The organism is Neisseria sicca 4320, assembly GCF_000193735.1.
GTDB classification, from domain to species: domain Bacteria; phylum Pseudomonadota; class Gammaproteobacteria; order Burkholderiales; family Neisseriaceae; genus Neisseria; species Neisseria sicca_E.
The window spans coordinates 1-16,660 of record NZ_AEPF01000138.1; the positions used below are offsets into that span (position 1 = coordinate 1).

Here is a 16,660-nt window from a genome sequence, read left to right on the forward strand (position 1 = left end):
TTTGGATTTGCTGCCCAACGGCAGTTTGCGCGAACCTTTGTCGCGGCTGGATTCGGTAGATGCGGTTGTTGTCAGCGGCGGTAAGGCGGATACATCGTTTGCGCCGTCTGAAAATATGTTCCACAGCCGTATCGAAACGGGACAAATTTACCGTTTGAACCAGCCGTCTGAAACACTGGACACAGGTCGTCTGAAAAAGCAAACCGTCGCCGCCGTGGCAGGTATCGCCAAGCCGGAGCGTTTTTTCGATTCGTTGCGGAACATGGGCATCACGTTGAACCAAACCGTCGCGCTGCCCGACCATGCCGACATCGCAGCGGCAGATTTGCCCAATGCGGATGCGGTGATTATTACGGAAAAGGATGCGGTCAAGTTTTCAGACGACCTCAATATGAATCATGTATGGGTTTTGCCCGTTTGTGCGATAATCGAACCTGATTTGGCGGCATTTGTATCAGAAATGTTAGAATCCAAACGCTTATAGATGTTTCCCGGATGTTTTAAAACAGTTCCAAACAACGTAATAGGAGAGAATGATGAAATTGAAATATTTGCTGGTTTCTTGTGCAGCTTTATTAACTTGCGCTCAAAATGTGGTTGCCAAACAAAGGGCAAGGCCGAGTGATAGTGCTGCGGGTAAATTTCTGGAAATCCAAGGAATAAAGAGCCATTACGCAGATAAGTTAGAAAGCTCTTTGGAGATGGTGGACAAAGAGATCAATGCCCGTTTGTTGTCTATGACTCCTTTAACTCAAAAAGGAAAGATGCGGGCATTGATAAGCCGCTATATTGAGGATATGCATGCCGAATTGACCCATCCTGAGATGGAAAGAGAATGGCTGGATCAAGAAAAACGTGCCGTACAAAAAGTATTCACTCAAGAAGAAGTCGATGTGATCAACCGGTTTTTCTCTTCAGCCCAAGGGAAAAATATTTTGAAGAAGATGAGAAATCGCCAACGGCGCGGCGGAAGCATCAGAAATTATTTGAGCCGCTCGGAAATTGAGAAGATTTCCGAAGCATTTGGAGATGGCGCCGGAAAATCTGCGCTTGGAAAAATAGAGCGGTTCAATAAACTGAATGATAAGATTATTCAAAGAACTTTGAGCGATAATTTCAGCAGTGCAAGCGATAGATATACGCCTGCTTTTGAGGAACAGGCACATCGTCTTTTGAGCAAAGGCAATAAATTTTTACCGAAATTTTTCAAATAACGCTTCGGACGTCTGAAAATATTTATTTTTTGTTGAAAGGAAAAGAATGATGAAACTGAAAACCTTATTATTGCCCCTCGCCACCTTTGCATTGTGCGCCAACGCATTTGCCGCCCCGCCCAGCGATGCGTCGCTGGAGCGTCTGTTTGAAGTGCAGAAGATGGATGCCCTGTTAGACCAGTCTTTCCAAAGCATGGAGGGCATTGTGCTTTCCGATCCGAATGTACAGAAATTTTTGAAAGATGCGCCGGAAGACAAACGTCCTCAGTTGGAAGCAGCTTTGAAAAATCATGCAAATCGTATAGTTGCCGAAATCAATACGCCGCAAGTACGCGCCCAGTTGCGTAAAGCGACTTTAGACGGCATGAAGACGGTTTATACGCAAGAAGAAGTCAACGCATTGATTGGCTTTTACAGCACGGCGGTAGGTCAATCGATAATGGACAAAACGCCGCGCTATCTTGAGGCAACGGTGAAACCTATGATGGACATTCTTGCCGATAAATACACCCAATCCAACCAAAGCGCAAACCTGAGACGTGAAATCCGCCAAATCATGTGCGACGGCAAAAATCCTGCCCAAGCCTGCGCCAAACAGCCGAACAAACCGGCACGGAAAAAATAATGCCGCTTGAGGTCGTCTGAAAACGAGCGAAGCAAGTTTCGCCAAAACGAGCGAAGCGAGCTTCGCTAAAACCATCAAACCCGAAAGAAACCCCATGGAAAAAAAATTCTTAGACATCCTCGTCTGCCCCGTTACCAAAGGCAGGCTGGAATATCATCAGGACAAACAGGAATTGTGGAGCCGTCAGGCGAAGCTGGCTTACCCGATTAAAGACGGCATTCCCTATATGCTGGAAAACGAAGCACGAGCGTTGAGCGAAGAGGAACTCAAAGCATGACCGAATTTGTTGTATTGATTCCGGCGCGGCTGGATTCATCGCGCCTGCCCGGAAAAGCCTTGGCGGATATTCACGGCAAACCGATGGTCGTGCGCGTTGCCGAACAGGCGGCAAAAAGCAAAGCCGCGCGCGTCGTCGTTGCCACCGACCATCCCGATATTCAGACGGCCTGTCAGGCGCACGGCGTCGAAGTCGTTATGACTTCAAACCGGCACGAAAGCGGCACGACCCGCCTTGCCGAAGCCGCTGCCGCGCTGAAACTGCCGCAACATCTGGTGGTTGTCAACGTACAGGGCGACGAGCCGCTGATTGCCCCCGAACTCATCGACCGCACTGCCGAAGTCTTGGTGGAAAACAACGTGCAGATGGCGACCGCGGCGCACGAATTGCACGATTTCGACGAATTTATGAATCCCAATGTCGTCAAAGTCGTCCTCGACAAAAACCGCAACGCCATCTACTTCAGCCGCGCCCCGATTCCCTATCCGCGCGATGCCATGCGTGCCGAAAAACGCGAATTGCCCGCCGAAACCGCCGTCCTGCGCCATATCGGCATCTACGCCTACCGCGCCGGTTTCCTGCAACGCTATGCCGAAATGAGCGTCTCGCCGCTGGAAACCATCGAATCACTAGAACAACTGCGCGTCCTGTGGCACGGCTACCCGATTGCCGTCGAAACCACCAAAGAAGCCCCCGCAGCCGGTGTGGATACGCAAGAGGATTTGGACAGGGTCAGGGCCGTCTTCGAGGTCGTCTGAAAGGAAAAACATGACCGATTTACGCCATTTTAGCCGCGAAGAGCAAAAACTGCTTGCCGATGTTGCCCTGCTGGTTCAAAAAGACGATCAAGAGTTTAACTATGAGATGTTGAAAGCCGCCGCGCCGGACGAAGCCAGCGGCGAGTTTTGGTTCCGTATGGCGGAAACGCTCAGTACGCTGCCGCCCAACCGTTCGCTGGATTTGCGTTTGAACGGCGGCAGGCTGACGGTTGCCGTGTCGATTTTGTCGGTATTGCTGCAAGATAATCCCGAGGTTCCGCAGCTTTGGGCGCAAAAGGTAATTGCGCTTAACTACTTGGCACATGGGCATCAGACGCGCGCGCGCGGTTTGGCGCAACAGGCGGACAAGGCGGCGGAAGCCAACGAGGAAGAATATTTGGCGAAGACTTTATCGCAAAACCTGCTTTCCACTTTGAAAGACGCATTGGAGCGTTTCCCCGAAGACACATGGTTTGCCGAAATGCGCGATGACGCATGGAAACATTTCGGCGCGGAACAGGTCGTCTGAAGTTTTGAACGATAAACGCAAGCCGTGTAAAATCATTTGAATCACGTTTCAAATCCATATCACTTAACAAAAAGGAACACCCATGAAAGTATTATTGTTAGGCGCGCCGGGCGCGGGTAAAGGCACTCAGGCACAATTCATCACCGCTGCGTTCGGCATTCCGCAAATTTCCACCGGCGATATGCTCCGCGCTGCGATTAAAGCAGGCACGCCGCTGGGTTTGGAAGCGAAAAAAATCATTGACGAAGGCGGCTTGGTGCGCGACGACATCATCATCGGCATGGTGAAAGAACGCATCGCGCAAGACGACTGCAAAAACGGTTTCCTGTTCGACGGCTTCCCGCGCACGCTGGCACAAGCCGAAGCGATGGTTGAAGCAGGCGTGGATTTGGATGCCGTGGTTGAAATCGACGTACCCGACAGCGTGATTGTCGACCGCATGAGCGGCCGCCGCGTTCACTTGGCTTCCGGCCGCACCTACCACGTTACCTACAATCCGCCCAAAGTCGAAGGCAAAGACGACTTAACCGGCGAAGATTTGATTCAGCGCGACGACGACAAAGAAGAAACCGTCAAAAAACGCCTTGCCGTTTACCACGAGCAAACCGAAGTGCTGGTCGATTTTTACAGCAAGCTGGAAGGCGAACACGCGCCGAAATACATCAAGGTTGACGGCACTCAGCCGGTAGAAGCCGTGAAAGCCGAAGTATTGGGCGCATTGGGCAAATAAATTGAAAAGGTCGTACCCACGGGCAGGCTTCGCACTCTGAAAACAGAAAGTCAGGTTTTCAGACGACCTGTTTTTGATAAACAGCGTGTTGCAACCGAAAAATAATCATTCGGCGTCATTCCCGCGCAGGCGGGAATCCATTTCTGAATTTGGGTAATCGCTGTTTAAATCTGATGAACTGAGTTTTATCAATGGATTCCCGCCTGCGCGGGAATGACGGCTGATGTACCGGTTCGAATTCATCTGAAACAGTTTGTCGGGGCTTGAGTCAGCGTAGGCGGACATCAATGCCCGACCTACTGTTTGAATTTACGTTGTTATAGTGGATTAACAAAAATCAGGACAAGGCGACGAAGCCGCAGACAGTACAGATAGTACGGAACCGATTCACTTGGTGCTTCAGCACCTTAGAGAATCGTTCTCTTTGAGCTAAGGCGAGGCAACGCCGTACTGGTTTAAAGTTAATCCGCTATACTGCGAAAAAGACGATAAAAGTCGTCTGAAAACCCAAAACGAAAACACCATGAATCCTTTAATCACCGACTTCCAAACTCCGCAACAACGCACCCCCGTCATTGTTGCCCTTGATTTTGCCAACGAAAAAGACACGCTCGGATTCGTCCGCAACCTTGATCCGGCGTTGTGCCAAATCAAAATCGGCAAAGAGCTGTTTACCGCGACGGGGCGTAGTTTGGCGGAAAGCCTGATTCATCAGGGTTTCAAACTCTTTCTCGATTTGAAATACCACGACATTCCCCACACCGTCGCGCAGGCGTGCAAAGTCGCCGCCGACATGGGCGTATGGATGGTCGATATGCACGCATCGGGCGGCCGCCGCATGATGGAAGCCGCCGCCGAAGCCGTTGCCGGATACGGCACGAAGCCGCTCCTAATCGGCGTAACCGTGTTGACCAGTATGGAACAAAGCGATTTGGCGGAAATCGGTTTGAACATCGCCCCTGAAGAGCAAGTCATCCGCTTGGCGAAACTGGCGCAAAGTTCGGGCTTGGACGGCGTGGTCTGCTCCGCCCAAGAAGCCGCGCCGCTGCGCCGCGAATTGGGACAGGATTTTGTCTTGGTAACGCCCGGCATCCGTTTGGACGTTGCCGGCAACAACGACGACCAACGCCGCATCATGACGCCCGCCGAGGCATTGACGGCAGGTTCGACTTATCTGGTGATGGGCCGCCCCGTTACCCAAGCCGCCGATCCGGTAGCCGTATTGCGCGAAGTGAACCGCGTGGCGAACGCTTAAGGTCGTCTGAAATATGAGAGCCATCGTCATCGGGGCAACCGGCGCAACAGGCAGATCCCTGTTGCCCTTGCTGACAGCACATTCAGAAATCGAGCGTATCGACTGCTTCGGACGCAGAAATCCCGATTTTTCCCATCAAAAGCTGTACGCTCATCAGATTGATTTTGCCCGGATTGAAACATGGCGTGATGAAGTGCAGGGTGATGTGTTGTTTGCCTGCTTGGGCACGACTTTGAAAGCGGCAGGCAGCAAAGAGGCGCAATGGGCTGTCGATTACGAAGCGAATCTTGAGTTTGCCAAAGCCGCACGAGAAAACGGCGTGAATACCTTGGTTTTGGTTTCCGCTTCCGGCGCCAATGCTGCTTCGAGCCTGTTTTATCCAAGGATGAAAGGCGAATTGGAGCAGGCATTGATTGCTTTGAACTTTCCGCACCTTATCATTTTCCGTCCGCCATTGCTGATTCGTCCGAACAGCGACCGCTTGGGCGAAAAGGTTGCCGAACGGATTTTGAACGGGTTCAACCGCATCGGTCTGCTGAAAAACCAACGCCTGCTTGCCGTTGAGACATTGGCAAAAGCCATGCTGAAGGCAGCTTTGAGGTCGTCTGAACATTCAGTGCAGGTATATGAACCTCAAGATATTTTCAGACTTTCGGACGGATAATTCGAATACGCAGTTTTGCAGAAAATTTTAACAACGGAGCCAGTATGGTTACCAAGTTCCAACAAGAAACCCTCAAATCCCGTTTCGCACAAGCCAAAGTCCTGGTTGTCGGCGACGTGATGCTCGACCGCTATTGGTTTGGCGACGTGTCCCGTATTTCGCCCGAAGCCCCCGTGCCGGTGGCGAAAATCGGACGTATCGACCAGCGGGCGGGCGGAGCGGCGAACGTCGCGCGCAACATCGCTTCGTTGGGCGGCAAAGCAGGGCTGTTGTCGGTAACCGGCGACGACGAAGCCGCCAACGCACTCGACGCGCTGATGGCGCAGGACGGCGTTACCTCCTATCTGATGCGCGACAAACAAATCGCCACCACCGTCAAACTGCGCGTCGTTGCCCGCAACCAGCAGCTTATCCGCCTTGATTTTGAAGAGCATCCCAACCGCGAAGTGTTGGAACAAATCAAGCAGCAATACCGTGAAATCTTGCCCGAATACGATGCAATCATTTTTTCAGACTACGGCAAAGGCGGCCTGTCGCACATCTCCGATATGATAGATTGGGCGAAACACGCAGGTAAAACCGTATTAATCGACCCCAAAGGCGACGATTACGAAAAATACGCCGGCGCTACGCTGATTACGCCCAACTGCGCCGAATTGAAAGAAGTGGTCGGCAGTTGGAAAAACGAAAGCGAGCTGACCGAAAAAGCGCAAAACCTGCGCCGCCACCTCGACCTGACCGCCGTTTTACTGACCCGAAGCGAAGAGGGCATGACCCTGTTCAGCGAAGGCGAACCCATTTACCAGCCCACCCGCGCCCAAGAAGTTTACGACGTATCCGGCGCAGGCGACACCGTCATTGCCGGAGTGGGCTTGGGGCTGGCGGCAGGCTACACCATGCCCGAAGCCATGCACCTTGCCAATACCGCCGCCGGTGTCGTCGTCGCCAAACTCGGCACAGCGGTTTGCTCGTTTGCAGAGTTGAACAAAGCATTGGAAGGGCAATAATCCCTTTTTCAGACGCCCCATCTTTCCAAGGTCGTCTGAAACGAATGCAACGAGTTTCGCTAAAACCAAAAATCAAAGGAAACCCAATATGACCATCATCGTAACAGGCGCGGCCGGCTTTATCGGCAGCAACATCATCAAAGCCCTCAACCAACGCGGCATTACCGACATCGTCGCCGTTGACAACCTGACCCGCGGCGAAAAATTCAAAAACCTTGCCGAGTGTGAAATCGCCCACTACCTCGACAAAAACGAATTCATCCGCCAAGTGCGCGGCCATCTTCTGCCTTACGGAGACATCGAAGCCGTCTTCCACCAAGGCGCGTGTTCCGACACCATGAACCACGACGGTCTCTACATGATGGACAACAACTACCAGTATACGCTCGACCTCCTAGACTGGTGTCAGGACGAACGCATCCCCTTTCTCTACGCCTCCAGCGCTGCCGTGTACGGCAAAGGCGAAATCTTCCGCGAAGAGCGCGAACTCGAAAAACCGCTCAACGTCTACGGCTACTCCAAATTCCTATTTGACCAAGTATTGCGCCGCCGCATGGAAGAAGGCCTGACCGCTCAAGTCGTCGGCTTCCGCTACTTCAACGTTTACGGACAACACGAACAACACAAAGGCCGCATGGCATCCGTCGCCTTCCACCATTTCAACCAATACCGCGAAAATGGTTACGTCAACCTGTTCGGCGCCAACGACGGCTACGGCAACGGCGAACAAACCCGCGACTTCGTCAGCGTCGAAGACGTCGCCAAAGTCAACCTCTACTTCTTCGACCACCCAAACCTCTCCGGCATCTACAACCTCGGCACCGGCCGCAGCCAACAGTTCAACGAACTCGCCGCCGCCACCGTCAACGCCTGCCGCGCAGCCGAAGGCAAACCTGAAATGAGCTTGAAAGAGCTGGTAGAAGAAGAACTTATCCGCTACATCCCCTTCCCCGACGCGCTCAAAGGCAAATACCAAAGCTTCACCCAAGCCGACATCACCAAACTGCGCGAAGCCGGATACAAGGAGGAATTTTTGGATGTCAAAGCAGGTGTCGAGCGCTACGTCAAATGGATGCTGGAAAATTTGGCTTAATTTGAAATGCCCATAAAAAAGGTCGTCTGAAAACTCGGATTTGAAGTTTTCAGACGACCTTTTATTGAACCGCTACCTTATTCAGCGATACAGGGAAACGATGGTTTCGGCGGCTTTGACGCAGCTGTCGACATCGGCGACCAAGGCAATGCGGACGTAGCCTTCGCCAGGGTTGCCCCATTCGGTATCGCGGGCGAGAAAGCGACCGGGTAGGACTTGGATGGCGGCTTTTTGCCAGAGGTTTTTGGCGAATGCCAAGTCGTTGCCATCGGGGACTTTCAGCCAGATGTAGAACGATGCGTCGGGCAGTTTGACATCGAATACCTGCTGCAAAATAGGGATGACGCGGTCGAATTTTTCCTGATACAGGCGGCGGTTGGCGATGACGTGTTCTTCGTCGTTCCATGCGGCGATGCTGGCGCGTTGGACGGGGATGCTCATTGCGCTGCCGTGGTAGGTGCGGTAGAGCAGGAAGTTTTTAAGCAATTCGGCATCGCCTGCGACAAAACCGGAGCGCAGTCCGGGGACGTTGGAGCGTTTGGAGAGGCTGGTGAACATGACGATATTGCGGTTGCTGCGCCCTAATTGTGCTGCTGCCTGTAAGCCGCCTATGGGTTTGTTGCCGTCGAAATAGATTTCGGAATAGCATTCGTCGGAAGCGATGATGAAACCGTATTTGTCTTGCAGATCAAAGATTTCTTGCCAGTCTTCCACTTGCAGGACGCTGCCGCTGGGATTGTTGGGCGAGCAGACGAACATGACTTTAGTGCGTTGCCATACGTCTTCGGCGATGCTTTTCCAATCGGGCTTGAAGGACGGGGCGGGACAGTTGGCGAAACGGATTTCGCCGCCGCCGAGAATGGCTGCACCTTCGTAGATTTGGTAGAACGGATTGGGACTGAGGACGACGGGTTTGAGGTCGTCTGAAACGGGATTTAAGACAGCTTGAACGAAGGAAAACAAGGCTTCGCGGCTGCCGAGTACGGGCAGAACTTCTGTATCGGGATTGACGGTCAACCCGTCGTAACGGCGTTGCAACCAGTCGGCACAGGCTTGGCGTAATTCGGGCAGACCTGCGGTCAGGGGGTATTTTTCCAGTTCGTGCAGCGAGGCGGTCAGTGCGGAGGTAATGACTTCGGGCGTAGGATGTTTCGGTTCGCCGATGTGCAGGGGAACAGGAGTAACGCCTTCGGGATGGTTAACGCCCTGCATGGCTTCGCGCAGGCGGGCGAATGGATAGGGTTGGAGTTGGTCGAGTAGTGGGTTCATGGGTGTTCCAGATGTCTATCGAGACGGCCATCTTAGCATTTTTTATGCGGATTTTGTTGACAATGTATCCCATAGAAAGGGAGGCAGGATGAAGGTCGTCTGAAAACTGTTTTCGGACGACCTTTGGAGAGGAACATGATTTGCCAGCGATAAAAAAGAGCATATTGAATATGCCCTTTTTTGTTGTGCAAATCTGCGGATATGAATTATTTGGCTGCTGCGGGGAGAGCGCCGTTAAGCAGATATTGAATGGTTTCCTGCACCGTGCGGATAGCATTGCCAAATGGCAGCGGGTCTTTACCGCGGAAAAACAGGCCTTTATCGACTTCGCCACGGAAGGCGGCAGAGAGTTGGATGTCGATGCAGAATTGTCCGGCTTTTGCCAAACCGTCGCGCAGTCCGCAGCTGGTCAGGCAGTTCAAGCCTTGCGTACAGCGGCGCGGGTCGGCTTTGGCATTGGCTTGCAGCTTGGATTCGCGCTTGATGTAGCTGTCTAGGAATTTGGTACGCACACCGCGTGCGGGCAATCCGGCGACGGACATAAATTCGACAACATGCTCGGTTTCTGCGCCTGCCAGTGTTTTTTTGAAGTTGATGTGGGCATCGCCTTCTTCGGTAACCGCAAACGCCGTACCGATTTGGACGGCAGACGCGCCCCAGTTTTTCAGGGCAGTTTTGACTTTTTCAAAGTTCGCCATGCCGCCGGCAAGGATGAGTGGGATTTTTTCGCTTTCAAGGCCTAAGTTCTTGAATACTTCAAAAGTTTCTTCGATGACGCGTTTGAATTCAAACTTGGCATCGTTCACACCTGCCACGCTTGCCGCGCCTAAGTGTCCGGCAGCGTGTGCGGGATGTTCGATAACGATGGCATCGGGCAAAACACCTTTTTTCATCCAGCGTTTCAATACGATACCGATACCGCGCGATTCGGACAAAATCGGGAACAGGGCGACATCTTTGTGATAACCCTCAGTCATTTCGGGCAAATCCAGCGGCAATCCCGCACCCATCACAATCGCGTCCGCACCCGATTCGCAGGCTTGGCGGACATAGGCGGCGTGGTCTTTGACGGCCTTCATGACGTTGACGGCGATCATACCTTTGCCGTTTGCGTCGGCTTTGGCTTTTTGGATTTCGCGGTCAAGCGCGGTACAGTTGAGTCGGGTGTATTTTTCTTCACTCGGATTGATTTTGGATTCGGCGAGCAGGTCGTCATGCAGGTGGCGCAAATCGACGCTGGCAATCGTGCCAACACCGTTTTCACGGGCGACTGCGCTGGAGAGTTTCGATGCGGAAACGCCCACGCCCATTCCGCCTTGAACGACGGGAATCAATGATTTGCCTCGAATGAGCAATGGGTCGAAGTTGCTTTGCATGTATGGGTTCCTTGATGGTTGCGGGTGGTGTTTTTAATAGACGGGTATCTGTATCGAGGTTGCTTTTATCGGCTAAATGATACCTGTTTTAAGATTTTAGGAATTATACTCTAATCAAATGGGAAATTAGAGTTTTAATACAGTTTCTTTGTTAAAATAATCTTAATATATTGTTAATTAAGAAATTATTGTTTTGATTGTCAATAGTGTGCAGCGGTATTTTTAGGACGAATGTGTCGTTTAAAAATCAAAAAGGTCGTCTGAAAACCTGATTGGGCTTTTTCAGACGACCTATGCTTTGCCGGTAAAGATTCGGGTTGTTTATGGACGGTTGGCTGCTATATGGTAGCGCGTTTCAAATGCGGCTTCTTCTCCCGCGTCCAGCTTGATTAACCCTAAACCGTTGTTGAAGCAGTCGGGGGCGCCGCTGAGGTTTTCGATGGCGATGGTGTCGCGTGTCGATGGGGTGAAGATTTGCAGGTAGGGATAGGAGGTGTCGGGGTAGATGCTCAGGGTCAGCCCGTTGCCGGAAAGCTTGCAGGCGGCGGGTTTGCTGCGTGCCAAGACAAAGCTGTTGTCCAATTCGATGCCTGCCAGGCTTGAGGTCGTCTGAAAACGGGCGTCGTCAATCATGCTGCCGTCGGGAACCAAATCGGCATCGAAGCCCAGGCGTTTGCTGCTGTCGATTTCCAGTGACCAGTCGTCGGTTGTGCCTCCGAGCGTGAAATAGGGGTGCCAGCCGTCTGCGAGCGGCATGGCGGTCATGCCTTGGTTGCGGACGGTGGAGCGGATGCTTAAGCCGTCTGCGCTGAGGCGGTAGTGGACGGTCAGGCTGAAGGGAAAGTGATAGCCGCTGTCGTCTTGTGCGTAATCTGCGCGGATTTCGACTTCGGCGGATTGGTTGTCGGCATGGCTGTTGACGAGGGCGAACTCGCGGTCATACATCAAGCCGTGTGCCGCGTGTTCGGCGAGTTTGAATTTGCCGCACTGATACGCTTTGCCGTCAAAGCTGTATTTGCCGTGGCGCAGGCGGCAGGCGTACGGGCTGAGTTTGCCGCTGCGGAACCATTCGGTCAGGCTCTCGCGGGCGTGTTGCGGGGTATCGTAGGCTTTGACGATGTTGAACCATGTACCGTCGGGGCGGCGGATTTCGTAGCGGTTGAGCAGTCCGCCGTAAAGATAAATTTCCGCGCGCAAATCGGGGGAGGCGAGCAGCAGGCGGTCGTTGTCGGTTTTGAGTGTGAACATGAGGCGGCTCCCGATTGGGGTTGGGGCAGGGTGTATAAAAGGTCGTCTGAAAAGTTTTCAGACGACCTTTGCGGTCAGGATTTCTTCCGGCGGCGTTCGCCCGGCAGCAGGATGTCTGCCCATTTGATGATGTTGGCGACTTCGGCGGGGTTGAGTTCGTAGAACTGTCCGCGTTTGAGGCGGTTGGGCAGGCCGATGGGACCGAAGCCGACGCGCACGAGGCGGCTGACGGTGAGGCCTTGGCTTTCGAATATGCGGCGCACTTCGCGGTTGCGGCCTTCTTTAATCACGACGTTGTACCATTTGTTTGCGCCTTCGCCGCCTTGTTCGTAGATGCGTTCGACTTTTGCCAAGCCGTCTTCGAGCATCACGCCTTCTTCGGTGAGGCTGCGCATTTGTTCGGTGGTCAGCCCGCCCAGTACGCGTACGGCGTATTCGCGTTCGACTTCGAAGCTGGGGTGGGCGAAACGTTGGACGAGTTCGCCGGAGGTGGTCAGGATGAGCAGGCCGCTGGTGTTGATGTCCAAGCGTCCGATGGCGACCCAGCGGCTGCTGGCGGCTTGCGGCAGGCGGTCGAAGATGCTGACGCGGCCTTGCGGGTCGTCGCGGGAAACGATTTCGCCTTCTTGTTTGTAATACAGGATGATGCGCGGCAGGCGGTCTGCCCATTTGAGCTTGATGATGCTGCCTTTGACGGTAACGTGGTCGTCGGGGGTGACTTTGTCGCCCAGTTGCGCGGTTTTGCCGTTGACCGTTACCCAGCCGTTGTTGATCCATTCTTCCATTTCGCGGCGGGAGCCGACGCCGGACGCGGCAAGCACTTTTTGCAGGCGTTCGGGTTCCATGCGCGACAGGTCGCTGCGGCGTTCTTTCAAATCGCGCGCGCGTTCCATGATTTTTTGGTTGGGATTGCGGACGACGAGTTTTCTGGCTTTGGCGGCACGCTGTTTGGGAGCGTTTTGCGGCTTGAGGTCGTCTGAAACTTTTTGTCCGTAAGGTTGGGAAGCGGTTTTGCGCGTTTCGTCTTTGGGACGGGCTTTGCTTTTGAAAGGTTTGACGGTTTTCTTGGCAGACGGGGCTGCGCCGTCGCGCCATTGGCGTTTGCTGGTGGGTTGCTTGGACATGGGGTTCTCCTAACGCGTTTCCTGATGATCGGAACGGTTCTTCTGCGGCGGTGGCGGCAGGATAAGTTACGGATAAAAGGCCGTCCCGCCAGGAGGCTGCGCACTCTGAAACGAATGAAACGAGTTTTGTTAAAACGTTTTTATATTTCAGACGACCTTTTGCTGGAGTCGGGATTTTACCCTATCGGCTTGAAGCTGTGGGAAGTTTAAGGCGACAGCCGCTCGCGTATCCAGTTACCGTCAACCAAGCGGTATTGGATGCGGTCGTGCAGGCGGCTGGGGCGGCCCTGCCAGAATTCGATGCGGTCTGGGATGACGAGATAGCCGCCCCAATGCGGCGGGCGCGGGACGTGCAGCGGGTGTTTCGCGCCTACGGCAGCGGCTTTGGCGACCAACATCGCCTTGCTCGACAACACTTCGCTTTGTGCGCTTGCCCATGCGCCGATGCGGCTGGTGTAGGGGCGGCTGTCGAAATATTCGTCCGAAGCAGCGGCATCCAGTTTTTCGATGCGCCCTTCAACGCGCACCTGCCGCTCCAGTTCCGGCCAGAAAAACGTCATGGCTGCAAACGGATGCGCGTCAAACGAGCGTCCTTTGCGGCTTAAGTAATTGCTGAAAAAAACAAATCCCTGCGGATTGACTTCTTTCAGCAGCACCATGCGGCTGTTCGGTCTTCCATCTTCGCCCACGGAAGCGACGTTGACGGCGGTCGGCTCGTTGACTTGCGAATGAATCGCCTCGTTCAGCCATTGCTCGAACTGGACAATCGGGTCGGCATGGCATTCCGATTCCGACAGTTCGCGCTTGCTGTAATCTTCGCGGATATTGTGCAAATCCATGATGTCCTCTGATATTCACGTTTGGTTGAGTGAATCATACCCCGTTTTTTCAGACGACTCCAACGATAGGGAAGGGGAATATGTGTATAATCCGCGTCAAATCAAATGAAACGGAAAAAAATCATGCAAACCGAAGTCGAACTGAAAGTCCTCAATCCGAAAATGGCGGACAAACTGCCCGCCTACGCCACGCCGGGTTCCGCCGGACTGGACCTGCGCGCCTGTTTGGACGAAGCCGTGACCCTGCAACCGGGCGACACTTATCTCGTTCCGACCGGACTGGCGGTGCATCTTGCCAATCCCGACTACGCCGCCGTCTTGTTGCCGCGTTCCGGTCTGGGACACAAACACGGCATCGTCTTGGGCAACTTGGTCGGACTGATCGACTCGGACTATCAGGGCGAACTCAAAGTCTCCGTGTGGAACAGGGGCAAAGAGGCGTTTACCATCGAGCCGATGGAACGCATCGCGCAAATGGTCATCGTTCCCGTCGTTCAAGCATCGTTTAAAGTCGTGGAAGAATTTGCTGCCAGCGAACGCGGTGAAGGCGGCTTCGGCAGCACGGGCAAAGCCTAAACCGTCTGTTCACATACAAAGGTCGTCTGAAAACTTGCGATGCCGGTTTTCAGACGACCTTTTGCCGTATTTGTACTACAGGCTGAAATTGATAGAACGTGCAGTATTGGTTACAATTTCGTTTCTTAAAATTTTTTAACGTTTGACAACGGATAGAAAGACTGCGATGGCTGAAACAATGAAAAAACAGGCGGATTCGCCTGATTTGGTGTACGGTTTGGAAGACAAACCGCCATTCGGAAATGCCTTATTAAGCGCGATCACGCATCTTCTGGCGATTTTTGTGCCGATGATTACGCCCGCGCTGATTGTGGGCGGCGCGCTGGAATTGCCGGTGGAGATGACGGCGTATCTCGTGTCGATGGCGATGGTCGCGTCGGGTGTCGGCACTTATTTGCAGGTCAACCGCTTCGGGCCGGTCGGTTCGGGGATGCTGTCTATCCAGTCGGTGAATTTCTCGTTCGTTACCGTCATGATTGCGCTGGGCGCAGGTATGAAAGAGGGCGGTTTGACTAAGGATGCGATGATTTCGACGCTGCTGGGCGTTTCGTTTGTCGGCGCGTTTTTGGTGTGTTTCTCGGCATGGCTTTTGCCGTATTTGAAAAAAGTGATTACGCCTACGGTCAGCGGCGTGGTTGTGATGCTGATTGGTCTGAGTTTGGTACACGTCGGTATTACCGATTTCGGCGGCGGCTTCGGCGCGAAGGCGGACGGCACGTTCGGCTCGATGGAAAACTTGGGGCTGGCGTCGCTGGTGTTGTTGATCGTGTTGATCTTCAACTGCATGAAAAATCCGCTGTTGCGCATGAGCGGCATCGCGGTCGGATTGATTGTCGGCTATATTGTCGCGCTGTTTTTGGGCAAGGTGGATTTTTCCGCACTGCAAAATCTGCCGCTGGTTACGCTGCCCGTACCGTTTAAATACGGTTTTGCTTTCGACTGGCACGCATTTATTGTGGCGGGCGCGATTTTCTTGTTGAGCGTGTTTGAGGCGGTCGGCGATTTGACTGCGACGGCAATGGTGTCCGACCAGCCGATTGAAGGCGAGGAATACACCAAACGCCTGCGCGGCGGCGTGTTGGCGGACGGTTTGGTATCGGTAATTGCGACGGCTTTGGGTTCGTTGCCGTTGACTACTTTCGCACAAAACAACGGCGTGATTCAGATGACCGGCGTGGCTTCTCGTCATGTGGGCAAATATATTGCCGTGATTTTGGTGTTGCTGGGTTTGTTCCCCGTGGTCGGTCGCGCGTTTACGACGATTCCGAGTCCGGTTCTTGGCGGTGCGATGGTTTTGATGTTCGGTCTGATTGCGATTGCGGGCGTGCGGATTTTGGTCAGCCACGGCATCCGTAGGCGCGAGGCGGTGATTGCGGCAACGTCGGTCGGTTTAGGCTTGGGCGTGGCGTTTGAGCCGGAAGTGTTTAAAAACCTGCCTGTCTTGTTCCAAAACTCCATTTCCGCCGGCGGCATCACGGCAGTTATCCTGAACCTGCTTTTGCCGGAGGATAAAACCGACAAAGTCGTCAAAATCGATACCGAGGGGCTGGAGCATTAAGCTTCAAGCGTAAATAAAAAGGTCGTCTGAAATTTGATTTTCAGACGACCTTTTTGATAATCCTATTACATAAATATGACATTCGTGTAATAATCCGAAAACTTTAAAAGCAGGTAATTATATGATTAAAAACAAGAAAATAATTTTGGCGATTTTAACTTCAGTTATCTTGTTCTCAATTTATTTTTTCAGCAATTACCGTATCTTCTTTTCCCCCTTTGAAATCCTCAGCAACAAAACCATAGAACAGAACCTGCAGGGGATTTGCGTGGATGAGGGCAGAAAGTTAAGTAAGGAAGAGTTGCTGAGACGGGCTTTGGTCAGCTATTTCGCGCATGAGTCGTCGGGGCAGTACTTTGAAGATACGTCTGACGGTGCATGGAAGGACAGATGCCCCACGGAGAAATCGTGTCAGTTGTATATGATGCCCGCTATCGAGATGGGGGATTATATCTTTGACAAGGAAAAAAGAATCTCGCTATTAAAGGCAAGGAATAACGGAGTTACATTCAGCAGGG

General features: G+C 52.9%; 18 protein-coding genes and 1 pseudogene. 14 read left to right on the forward strand and 5 right to left on the reverse strand.

Going from position 1 to position 16,660, the window contains the following annotated elements; all coding sequences use genetic code 11:
• The 11 genes from NSCA4_RS0111175 to rfaD all read left to right on the forward strand — a co-directional run.
• Positions 1–484 (forward strand): tetraacyldisaccharide 4'-kinase (locus NSCA4_RS0111175; protein WP_016688198.1); only part of this gene is annotated, 484 nt, incomplete at its 5' end.
• A 49-nt stretch (positions 485–533) separates the two neighbouring features.
• Complete coding sequence (locus NSCA4_RS0111180; protein WP_255265315.1) at positions 534–1,214, forward strand: DUF2059 domain-containing protein; 681 nt, start codon at positions 534–536, stop codon at positions 1,212–1,214.
• 49 nt (positions 1,215–1,263) lie between these two features.
• Positions 1,264–1,839 (forward strand): DUF2059 domain-containing protein, encoded by a 576-nt coding sequence (locus NSCA4_RS0111185; RefSeq protein ID WP_016688200.1) that lies wholly within the window; start codon positions 1,264–1,266, stop codon positions 1,837–1,839.
• Between the two features lie 94 nt (positions 1,840–1,933).
• Entirely contained in the window at positions 1,934–2,116 is a 183-nt protein-coding gene (locus tag NSCA4_RS0111190; RefSeq protein WP_002221286.1) for a Trm112 family protein, read from the forward strand.
• Positions 2,113–2,874 carry a 3-deoxy-manno-octulosonate cytidylyltransferase gene (gene kdsB / locus NSCA4_RS0111195; protein WP_016688201.1) on the forward strand — a complete coding sequence of 254 codons (762 nt, stop codon included), beginning with the start codon at positions 2,113–2,115 and terminating at the stop codon, positions 2,872–2,874. Before NSCA4_RS0111190 ends, kdsB begins: the two co-directional genes overlap by 4 nt.
• Positions 2,875–2,884: 10 nt before the next feature.
• The gene (locus tag NSCA4_RS0111200; RefSeq protein WP_016688202.1) at positions 2,885–3,403 is read left to right on the forward strand and encodes a hypothetical protein; all 519 of its coding nucleotides are present in this window, start codon (positions 2,885–2,887) and stop codon (positions 3,401–3,403) included.
• An 82-nt stretch (positions 3,404–3,485) separates the two neighbouring features.
• Positions 3,486–4,133 (forward strand): adenylate kinase, encoded by a 648-nt coding sequence (gene adk, locus NSCA4_RS0111205; RefSeq protein WP_016688203.1) that lies wholly within the window; start codon positions 3,486–3,488, stop codon positions 4,131–4,133.
• A gap of 523 nt (positions 4,134–4,656) precedes the next feature.
• A complete protein-coding gene (gene pyrF, locus NSCA4_RS0111210) occupies positions 4,657–5,388 on the forward strand; it encodes an orotidine-5'-phosphate decarboxylase (RefSeq protein ID WP_016688204.1) in 732 nt (243 codons plus the stop codon).
• A 13-nt stretch (positions 5,389–5,401) separates the two neighbouring features.
• The gene (locus NSCA4_RS0111215) at positions 5,402–6,052 is read left to right on the forward strand and encodes an NAD(P)H-binding protein (RefSeq protein ID WP_016688205.1); all 651 of its coding nucleotides are present in this window, start codon (positions 5,402–5,404) and stop codon (positions 6,050–6,052) included.
• A 44-nt stretch (positions 6,053–6,096) separates the two neighbouring features.
• Positions 6,097–7,059 (forward strand): ADP-heptose synthase, encoded by a 963-nt coding sequence (gene hldA, locus NSCA4_RS13210; RefSeq protein WP_016688206.1) that lies wholly within the window; start codon positions 6,097–6,099, stop codon positions 7,057–7,059.
• A gap of 88 nt (positions 7,060–7,147) precedes the next feature.
• Complete coding sequence (gene rfaD, locus NSCA4_RS0111225) at positions 7,148–8,152, forward strand: ADP-glyceromanno-heptose 6-epimerase (RefSeq protein WP_016688207.1); 1,005 nt, start codon at positions 7,148–7,150, stop codon at positions 8,150–8,152.
• Between the two features lie 81 nt (positions 8,153–8,233).
• Here rfaD and dapC read toward each other — a convergent pair whose 3' ends face one another.
• The 5 genes from dapC to pdxH all read right to left on the reverse strand — a co-directional run bounded on the left by dapC (position 8,234) and on the right by pdxH (position 14,008).
• Positions 8,234–9,421: a succinyldiaminopimelate transaminase gene (gene dapC, locus NSCA4_RS0111230; protein ID WP_016688208.1), complete on the reverse strand. Its 1,188-nt coding sequence runs from the start codon at positions 9,419–9,421 to the stop codon at positions 8,234–8,236.
• A 206-nt stretch (positions 9,422–9,627) separates the two neighbouring features.
• On the reverse strand, positions 9,628–10,797 hold the full coding sequence (locus NSCA4_RS0111235; protein ID WP_016688209.1) for an NAD(P)H-dependent flavin oxidoreductase: 1,170 nt from the start codon (positions 10,795–10,797) through the stop codon (positions 9,628–9,630).
• A 321-nt stretch (positions 10,798–11,118) separates the two neighbouring features.
• A complete protein-coding gene (locus NSCA4_RS0111240; protein ID WP_016688210.1) occupies positions 11,119–12,045 on the reverse strand; it encodes an aldose 1-epimerase in 927 nt (308 codons plus the stop codon).
• A 74-nt stretch (positions 12,046–12,119) separates the two neighbouring features.
• A complete protein-coding gene (locus tag NSCA4_RS0111245) occupies positions 12,120–13,169 on the reverse strand; it encodes a pseudouridine synthase (RefSeq protein WP_016688211.1) in 1,050 nt (349 codons plus the stop codon).
• Between the two features lie 206 nt (positions 13,170–13,375).
• The gene (gene pdxH / locus NSCA4_RS0111255) at positions 13,376–14,008 is read right to left on the reverse strand and encodes a pyridoxamine 5'-phosphate oxidase (RefSeq protein ID WP_003743995.1); all 633 of its coding nucleotides are present in this window, start codon (positions 14,006–14,008) and stop codon (positions 13,376–13,378) included.
• Positions 14,009–14,131: 123 nt separating this feature from the next.
• Between pdxH and dut the strand changes: the two genes are divergently transcribed.
• The 3 genes and pseudogenes from dut to NSCA4_RS0111270 all read left to right on the forward strand — a co-directional run.
• Entirely contained in the window at positions 14,132–14,584 is a 453-nt protein-coding gene (dut, locus tag NSCA4_RS0111260) for a dUTP diphosphatase (RefSeq protein WP_016688213.1), read from the forward strand.
• Between the two features lie 166 nt (positions 14,585–14,750).
• Positions 14,751–16,142: a nucleobase:cation symporter-2 family protein gene (locus NSCA4_RS0111265; protein WP_016688214.1), complete on the forward strand. Its 1,392-nt coding sequence runs from the start codon at positions 14,751–14,753 to the stop codon at positions 16,140–16,142.
• A gap of 121 nt (positions 16,143–16,263) precedes the next feature.
• Positions 16,264–16,660 (forward strand): annotated as a pseudogene (locus NSCA4_RS0111270) (hypothetical protein); the annotation flags it as partial.

Coding starts and splice junctions, on each gene's coding strand:
- NSCA4_RS0111180 (WP_255265315.1), top strand. CDS start 534: ATGATGAAATTGAAATATTTGCTGGTTTCTTGTGCAGCTTTATTAACT.
- NSCA4_RS0111185 (WP_016688200.1), top strand. CDS start 1,264: ATGAAACTGAAAACCTTATTATTGCCCCTCGCCACCTTTGCATTGTGC.
- NSCA4_RS0111190 (WP_002221286.1), top strand. CDS start 1,934: ATGGAAAAAAAATTCTTAGACATCCTCGTCTGCCCCGTTACCAAAGGC.
- kdsB (WP_016688201.1), top strand. CDS start 2,113: ATGACCGAATTTGTTGTATTGATTCCGGCGCGGCTGGATTCATCGCGC.
- NSCA4_RS0111200 (WP_016688202.1), top strand. CDS start 2,885: ATGACCGATTTACGCCATTTTAGCCGCGAAGAGCAAAAACTGCTTGCC.
- adk (WP_016688203.1), top strand. CDS start 3,486: ATGAAAGTATTATTGTTAGGCGCGCCGGGCGCGGGTAAAGGCACTCAG.
- pyrF (WP_016688204.1), top strand. CDS start 4,657: ATGAATCCTTTAATCACCGACTTCCAAACTCCGCAACAACGCACCCCC.
- NSCA4_RS0111215 (WP_016688205.1), top strand. CDS start 5,402: ATGAGAGCCATCGTCATCGGGGCAACCGGCGCAACAGGCAGATCCCTG.
- hldA (WP_016688206.1), top strand. CDS start 6,097: ATGGTTACCAAGTTCCAACAAGAAACCCTCAAATCCCGTTTCGCACAA.
- rfaD (WP_016688207.1), top strand. CDS start 7,148: ATGACCATCATCGTAACAGGCGCGGCCGGCTTTATCGGCAGCAACATC.
- dapC (WP_016688208.1), bottom strand. CDS start 9,421: ATGAACCCACTACTCGACCAACTCCAACCCTATCCATTCGCCCGCCTG.
- NSCA4_RS0111235 (WP_016688209.1), bottom strand. CDS start 10,797: ATGCAAAGCAACTTCGACCCATTGCTCATTCGAGGCAAATCATTGATT.
- NSCA4_RS0111240 (WP_016688210.1), bottom strand. CDS start 12,045: ATGTTCACACTCAAAACCGACAACGACCGCCTGCTGCTCGCCTCCCCC.
- NSCA4_RS0111245 (WP_016688211.1), bottom strand. CDS start 13,169: ATGTCCAAGCAACCCACCAGCAAACGCCAATGGCGCGACGGCGCAGCC.
- pdxH (WP_003743995.1), bottom strand. CDS start 14,008: ATGGATTTGCACAATATCCGCGAAGATTACAGCAAGCGCGAACTGTCG.
- dut (WP_016688213.1), top strand. CDS start 14,132: ATGCAAACCGAAGTCGAACTGAAAGTCCTCAATCCGAAAATGGCGGAC.
- NSCA4_RS0111265 (WP_016688214.1), top strand. CDS start 14,751: ATGGCTGAAACAATGAAAAAACAGGCGGATTCGCCTGATTTGGTGTAC.